A 6,264-nucleotide genomic window follows, 5' to 3' on the forward strand; every position below is an offset into this window, starting at 1 on the left:
CTAGAAAAGCTAAAATCTAAAAATAATAAGAGTCTCTCTGATGGATGTAATTTATGTCTAGTATGAATCCTTTGAATCGTTAGTTAATTTTAATATTAATCAGTTCTGAAATAATTACTAAATATAGTTAGATGGTGAATGAATTATTGCTAAATTTCAAGTTCAAGTTAGTCATCAAGAAGTTTTCTCTGAGCGACTTGTAGTTCAAGCATTTTTTAGGATAGTTGTTCATCCAATTTTCGATGAATGCGACTTCTTTGGGAGTTGTTTTCTTAGTTCCCTTAGGTAACCATCTACGAATGAGCCTGTTGTGATTCTCATTAGTTCCCCTTTCCCAAGAGGTATAGGGATGTGCATAGTAGATATGTTCCTTAGAAAACACATCAGACAAGCGGTTGAATTCCGTTCCGTCCATTAGTAGATAAAGGATTACTCCTTCTTGAAATGACAGATGAACTTGTTTCTTATAAAAATGTTGTCTGAAACTATTCGCTTTTTTCCAGAAGTTTTAGAGGAAGAAAACTTTATGAGGAAAAAGGAGTTACTCAAATAACAATTCAGGATTAAAAATAGACAGTTGAGGAGCGGAAGGTATAAATTAAGTTTGCTACTGTATAATGGATTTATCACTAATACTCTTCGAAAATCTCTTCAAACCACGTCAGCTTCGCCTTGCCGTAGATATAGTTACTGACTTCGTCAGTTNNCAACCTCAAAGCTGTACTTTGAGCAGTCTACGGCTAGCTTCCTAGTTTGCTCTTTGATTTTTATTGAGTATAAAAGTGCTCCAGGCCATATTTTACACAGCAATAGTCTTCTAAAAATGGACAAAAAACATTGTAAAGGCTATCAAAAAGGAGTATAATGAGTGCAAGAAATTTCGGAGGTGAAAGATGCTAGAAGTAAGAAGTCTAGAGAAAAGTTTTGGATCCAAGCAAGTTTTGTTTGGTATTGACTTTCAAGCGCGACCAGGTCGTATTTTGGGACTAGTCGGAAAAAATGGTGCTGGAAAAACAGCGATTTTCCATAGTATTTTAAAATTCCTAGAATATCAGGGAGAAATCGGTCTGGATGGTCAGGATATTCGTCAGGAGACCTATGCTCGGATTGGTTATCTGCCTGAAGAACGCAGTCTCATGCCTAAATTGACAGTTCTTGAACAAGTTCGCTACTTGGCGACTCTAAAAGGCATGGATGCCAAAGAAGTCAAAGAAAAACTCCCTCAATGGATGAAGAGGTTGGAAGTAAAAGGAAAGCTGACAGATAAAATCAAGAGTCTGTCAAAAGGAAATCAGCAGAAGATTCAGCTCATTATTACTCTGATTCATGAACCAGACCTGATTATCTTGGATGAGCCTTTTAGTGGATTGGACCCAGTTAATACAGAATTGCTCAAACAAGTCATTTTTCAGGAAAAAGAGCGCGGAGCAACCATTATCTTTTCTGACCATGTCATGACCAATGTTGAGGAACTTTGTGACGATATTCTCATGATCCGAGATGGCCGTGTGGTCTTGCACGGACCAGTTCAGGATGTCCGCAATCAATACGGGAAAACGCGTCTCTTTGTTTCAAGTGAACGAAGCAAGGGAGAATTGGAAAACCTTCCTCATGTCAAACAGGTGAGCTTGACCAAACAAGGTAGTTGGAAATTGATCTTGGAGGATGAGAGTGCTGGTAGAGAACTCTTCCCAATCTTGACTCAAGGGCAATATATCGCAACCTTTGACCAACAAGCGCCAACAATCGATGAAATCTTTAAACTAGAATCAGGGGTGGAAGTATGAGAAATGTGTGGGTTGTAATCAAGGAAACCTATCTTCGACATGTCAAATCGTGGAGTTTCTTCTTTATGGTGATTTCACCGTTCCTCTTTTTAGGAATCTCTGGAGGAATTGCTTATCTCCAAGGCTCTTCAATGGCTAAAAATGATAAAGTGGCAGTAGTGACAACAGTGCCATCTGTAGCAGAAGGACTGAAGAATGTAAATGGTATTAACTTTGACTATAAAGACGAAGCAAGTGCCAAAGAAGCGATTAAAGATGAAAAATTAAAAGGCTATCTGACTATTGACCAAGAGGATAGTGTCTTGAAGGCAGTTTATCATGGCGAAACGTCGCTTGAAAATGGAATTAAATTTGCAGTTACAGATACACTCAATGAACTGCAAAATCAGCTTAATCGTTCAACTGCTTCCTTGTCTCAAGAGCAGGAAAAACGCTTAGCGCAGACAATTCAATTCACAGAAAAGATTGATGAAGCCAAGGAAAATAAAAAGCTTATTCAAACAATTGCAGCAGGTGCCTTAGGATTTTTTCTTTATATGATTCTGATTACCTATGCGGGTGTAACAGCTCAGGAAGTTGCCAGTGAAAAAGGCACCAAAATTATGGAAGTCGTCTTTTCTAGCATAAGGGCAAGTCACTATTTCTATGCGCGGATGATGGCTCTGTTTCTAGTGATTTTAACGCATATTGGGATCTATGTTGTAGGTGGTCTGGCTGCCGTTTTGCTCTTTAAAGATTTGCCATTCTTGGCTCAGTCTGGTATTTTGGTTCACTTGGGAGATGCTATCTCACTGAATACCTTGCTCTTTATTTTGATTAGTCTTTTCATGTACGTAGTATTGGCAGCCTTCCTAGGATCTATGGTTTCTCGTCCTGAGGACTCAGGGAAAGCCTTGTCGCCTTTGATGATTTTGATTATGGGTGGTTTTTTTGGAGTGACAGCTCTAGGTACAGCTGGAGACAATCTCCTCTTGAAGATTGGTTCATATATTCCCTTTATTTCGACCTTCTTTATGCCGTTTCGAACGATTAATGGCTATGCGGGGGGAGCAGAAGCATGGATTTCACTTGCTATTACAGTGATTTTTGCGGTGGTAGCAACAGGATTTATCGGACGCATGTATGCTAGTCTCGTTCTTCAAACGGATGATTTAGGGATTTGGAAAACCTTTAAACGTGCCTTATCTTATAAATAGAAGAGCCTCGCGAAAGCGAGGTTTTTAAAGGTGAAAAGGGTGGAATCACGAACCTAATTATGTACACATTATGTAAACAGGTTGCTTGAGAACTCAATTGTATAGTGAACTGAATCTGGAATAGGATAATATTACTTCTAAAATATTCTTATAAATTGATTTGAATTCCAAAACCAGGGTGTGCAATTCTTATTTCCCATCACTTTATTTATTGATTATGATAGAACTCTTATCGGTCTGTAACAAAATTTCAATAATATAAAAACGCATCCTATCAGGACTCAACTTGATAGGATGCGTTTTTTGATTGTGAAGACTTTTCATCCAGCCTCTTTATGTGATAAAGTATCGTTAATATTCAATGAAAATCAGACTGGGAAGTTAGCGGAAGGCTCCTCGAAACATAGTTTTGAAGTTGAGGAACTGACCAAGTCAGTAACGTATACACACTAAGGACAAGCTGACGTGGTTTGAAGAGTATAAAAATCTGTTTCGTAAGCATCCAATAATAGGGTGTTTTGATAGTGTCATCATTTGGATAAGCATTATAGTATAGTGATATGAAATCAACTAAACTAAATAAGAAATATAGATTATCAAAACTCTTTGAAAAGATTGCATTAAATCTAAATAACATAGACGTCTTCAGCGTGTGCTGTCTCATCTTATGCGAAAATCTTATAAGGAGAGTATAGAAAATCTCGGTTGTAATCAACTAACTGATTGGAGAAATGTATAAATATGAGAAGTTAGACCCCCATGTCACTACCATAATGAGATTGCTCGAATTCCTTGCTTTTTATACTCAATGAAAATCAAAGAGCAAACTAGCCGCAGGCTGCTCAAAACAGTGTTTTGAGGTTGTGGATAGAACTGACGAAGTCAGCTCAAAATACTGTTTTGAGGTTGCAGATGGACGTTGACGCGGTTTGAAGAGATTTTCGAAGAGTATTAACTCAATATCAAACTAGCTACGATGGGGCTGACAAAGACATAGAGAATACCAGTGACACCGATAGCCAAACCACCCATGGCTCCTGCTACAGAGCCGTATCGGAAGGCTGTTCCTGTTCCAACTGCATGGCCTGTTCCTCCAAGGGAAAGACCAACAGCTACTGGGTCGTCAATTTTCAACCACTTCAAAAGGGTTGGTCCGATGACACTGGTTAAAATCCCAGTTGCCACGACTACCACCAAGGTCACGGTCGTCAGACCTTGCAATTTTTCTGTGATTCCCACTGCCATGGCGGTTGTTACTGACTTGGGAAAGAGAGAAATGGCTAGGAAAAAGTCCATACCAAAGATTTTGGCCACAAGGGCTGTGAAAGAGGTATTGACAACTACTGCTAGCAGACTACCAAAGAGAATACTCCGAGCATGGTGCTTCATCAAATGAAAACTCTTGTAAAGCGGAATCCCCAAAGCCACTGTCGACGGGACAATCAAGTTGTTCAGATAAACCCCACCTTGGTAGTAATCTTGATAAGAAATACCCGTCACCTTAAGAAAAATAATGATAAAAATAGCCGACAAAAGCAGGGGCGTTGTCAATGGATGAGGAAAACGTCTGTAAATCAACATCCCCACTAGATAAGCTAGGATAGACAGGGCAAGCCCAAATAGGGGATTGGAAACAAATTCACTCATTTGGCATCTCCTTTCTCATAATCTCCCTCAAACCGTCGTTTGATAAACTGAACTACCAAGGCTATGAGGATAATATTGACAACTGCTGCAAAAAAGACAATCAAAACAATGGGTAGGAGATAGGGAGCAATCACATCAAACTTTTCCATGATTCCTACTGCTGGCGGCAAAAAGAGAATGGTCATATTGGCTAGCAAGAAATTCCCCACCATGTTGACATGCCTAGTTCTCAACCATTTGAATTGTAGGGATAGAAAGAGAATAATCAAGCCGATAATACTGCCTGGGATGGGCAAATGAAAGAAACTGGAAATCCCCTCTCCGATTAGAGAAATCACAAAGAGAATCATTAATTGAACATATAATTTCATCCTAAACTCCACGAAATAGACTTCTTGAATACCAGTTTACTCTTTTTTCAGAAAATTTCAAGGAAATGAACAAGGGATAATGAAAATTAAAGAACAAACTAGGAAGTCAGCTGCATGTTACTCAAAGTAAAGTGTTGGGTTTGTAGGTCAAACTGACATAGTTTGAAGCGATTTTCGAAGAATACTACTTTTCTCTGCTTAAGTGAATGACTTGGTCGTAGTTTTTTAAGTCCTCTTCTGTGTAGTGGTGAATGACTTCAATGACCGTTTGAGGTAGGGAGAAGAGCAAGTCGCTAATTTTTCTGCTATTTTCCGAGTCAAGATTGGCCTTAATCTCATCTGCTAAAATGAGTTGGCTATCATGGTAGAGGGCGCGAGCGATTTCTAGGCGTTGTTTCTCGCCACCAGACAGACTATCATTGCTGAGCGTTCGATTTTTCAAATGTTCTAAACCTGTTTTTTGAGTATATGATTTAGCGTTTGCTTTTATCTAAAATACTTCATATAAAAATGTAAATTTTTGGGGGATATACAATTAAATGAAAATATCGTAATGACACAGATTGAAACAAAAAGCGAACAAAACAGAATTCATTGTTTCGATTCGCTTTTCGTATTATTATCTAGTTTTTTTGTAGCTCTGATAACATTTAGTCTGAGCATGTACACTAATAGCTGAAGGAATAAAATGTATACTTTAGATTATTTCCAAGCGCCACCGGTATCTACACAGTAACCACCAGGTGTATAGGTGTTGTGAAGCATCTTACCAGTTGAAGCAAGGTAATACCAAGATCCGCTATCTTTCACCCAGCCTGTTAACATAGCACCTGAGTCTTTTAGGTAATATAGTTGCTTAGTTTCAAACAAGCATGTTATAATAAAGCTATGGCATATAGTACAGATTTTAAACAGCGAGCATTAGATTACATCAAAGAGGGGCACAGCTATGTCGAGGCAGCCAAGGTTTTTGATGTTGGCGTCAGAACTCTCTTCATGTGGGAAAAGAACTTACGTGAACAAGGACACTTAGAGAGGAAAAAGCGAGTCGTCAAAAACCGAAAGATTCCTTTAGAGGAATTGAAATCCTTTGTAGAGGCTTATCCAGATGCTTTTTTACGGGAAATTGCGGCACATTTTAATTGTACTGTCCCTTCAGTATGGGCAGCTTTAAAGCAGATGAAGGTCACTTCAAAAAAAGATGACGAGCTTTAAGGAACAAGCCCCAGAGAAAGTCGCAGAGTTTCTTAGTTTTTTTGATAA

General features: G+C 38.7%; 5 protein-coding genes and 4 pseudogenes. 4 read left to right on the forward strand and 5 right to left on the reverse strand.

What is annotated here, in order from left to right:
* Positions 1 to 127 precede the first annotated feature (127 nt).
* Positions 128 to 409 (reverse strand): annotated as a pseudogene (locus tag HT709_RS01870) (IS30 family transposase); the annotation flags it as partial.
* Between the two features lie 484 nt (positions 410 to 893).
* Here HT709_RS01870 and HT709_RS01875 point away from each other — a divergent pair.
* The 3 genes and pseudogenes from HT709_RS01875 to HT709_RS11645 all read left to right on the forward strand — a co-directional run.
* The gene (locus tag HT709_RS01875; protein WP_172925458.1) at positions 894 to 1,787 is read left to right on the forward strand and encodes an ABC transporter ATP-binding protein; all 894 of its coding nucleotides are present in this window, start codon (positions 894 to 896) and stop codon (positions 1,785 to 1,787) included.
* Positions 1,784 to 2,983, forward strand: coding sequence for an ABC transporter permease (locus HT709_RS01880; protein ID WP_100104193.1), 1,200 nt, complete (start codon positions 1,784 to 1,786; stop codon positions 2,981 to 2,983). Before HT709_RS01875 ends, HT709_RS01880 begins: the two co-directional genes overlap by 4 nt.
* Before the next feature lie 586 nt (positions 2,984 to 3,569).
* Positions 3,570 to 3,719 (forward strand): annotated as a pseudogene (locus HT709_RS11645) (IS630 family transposase); the annotation flags it as partial.
* A gap of 215 nt (positions 3,720 to 3,934) precedes the next feature.
* Here the strand turns inward: HT709_RS11645 and HT709_RS01885 are convergent.
* From HT709_RS01885 to HT709_RS01900, 4 genes and pseudogenes are all read right to left on the reverse strand, one after another.
* Entirely contained in the window at positions 3,935 to 4,630 is a 696-nt protein-coding gene (locus tag HT709_RS01885) for an LrgB family protein (protein ID WP_001288943.1), read from the reverse strand.
* A complete protein-coding gene (locus tag HT709_RS01890) occupies positions 4,627 to 5,001 on the reverse strand; it encodes a CidA/LrgA family protein (protein WP_000781328.1) in 375 nt (124 codons plus the stop codon). The genes HT709_RS01885 and HT709_RS01890 overlap by 4 nt, the downstream gene beginning before the upstream one ends.
* 184 nt (positions 5,002 to 5,185) lie before the next feature.
* Positions 5,186 to 5,443 carry an ATP-binding cassette domain-containing protein gene (locus HT709_RS01895; protein WP_000797621.1) on the reverse strand — a complete coding sequence of 86 codons (258 nt, stop codon included), beginning with the start codon at positions 5,441 to 5,443 and terminating at the stop codon, positions 5,186 to 5,188.
* Positions 5,444 to 5,703: 260 nt separating this feature from the next.
* Positions 5,704 to 5,850: pseudogene (locus tag HT709_RS01900) on the reverse strand (choline-binding protein A); the annotation flags it as partial.
* A gap of 39 nt (positions 5,851 to 5,889) precedes the next feature.
* Here HT709_RS01900 and HT709_RS01905 point away from each other — a divergent pair.
* Positions 5,890 to 6,264, forward strand: a pseudogene (locus tag HT709_RS01905) (IS630 transposase-related protein); the annotation flags it as partial.

This window comes from Streptococcus sp. 1343 (assembly GCF_013277355.1).
In the GTDB taxonomy this organism is placed as follows: Bacteria; Bacillota; Bacilli; order Lactobacillales; family Streptococcaceae; genus Streptococcus; species Streptococcus pseudopneumoniae.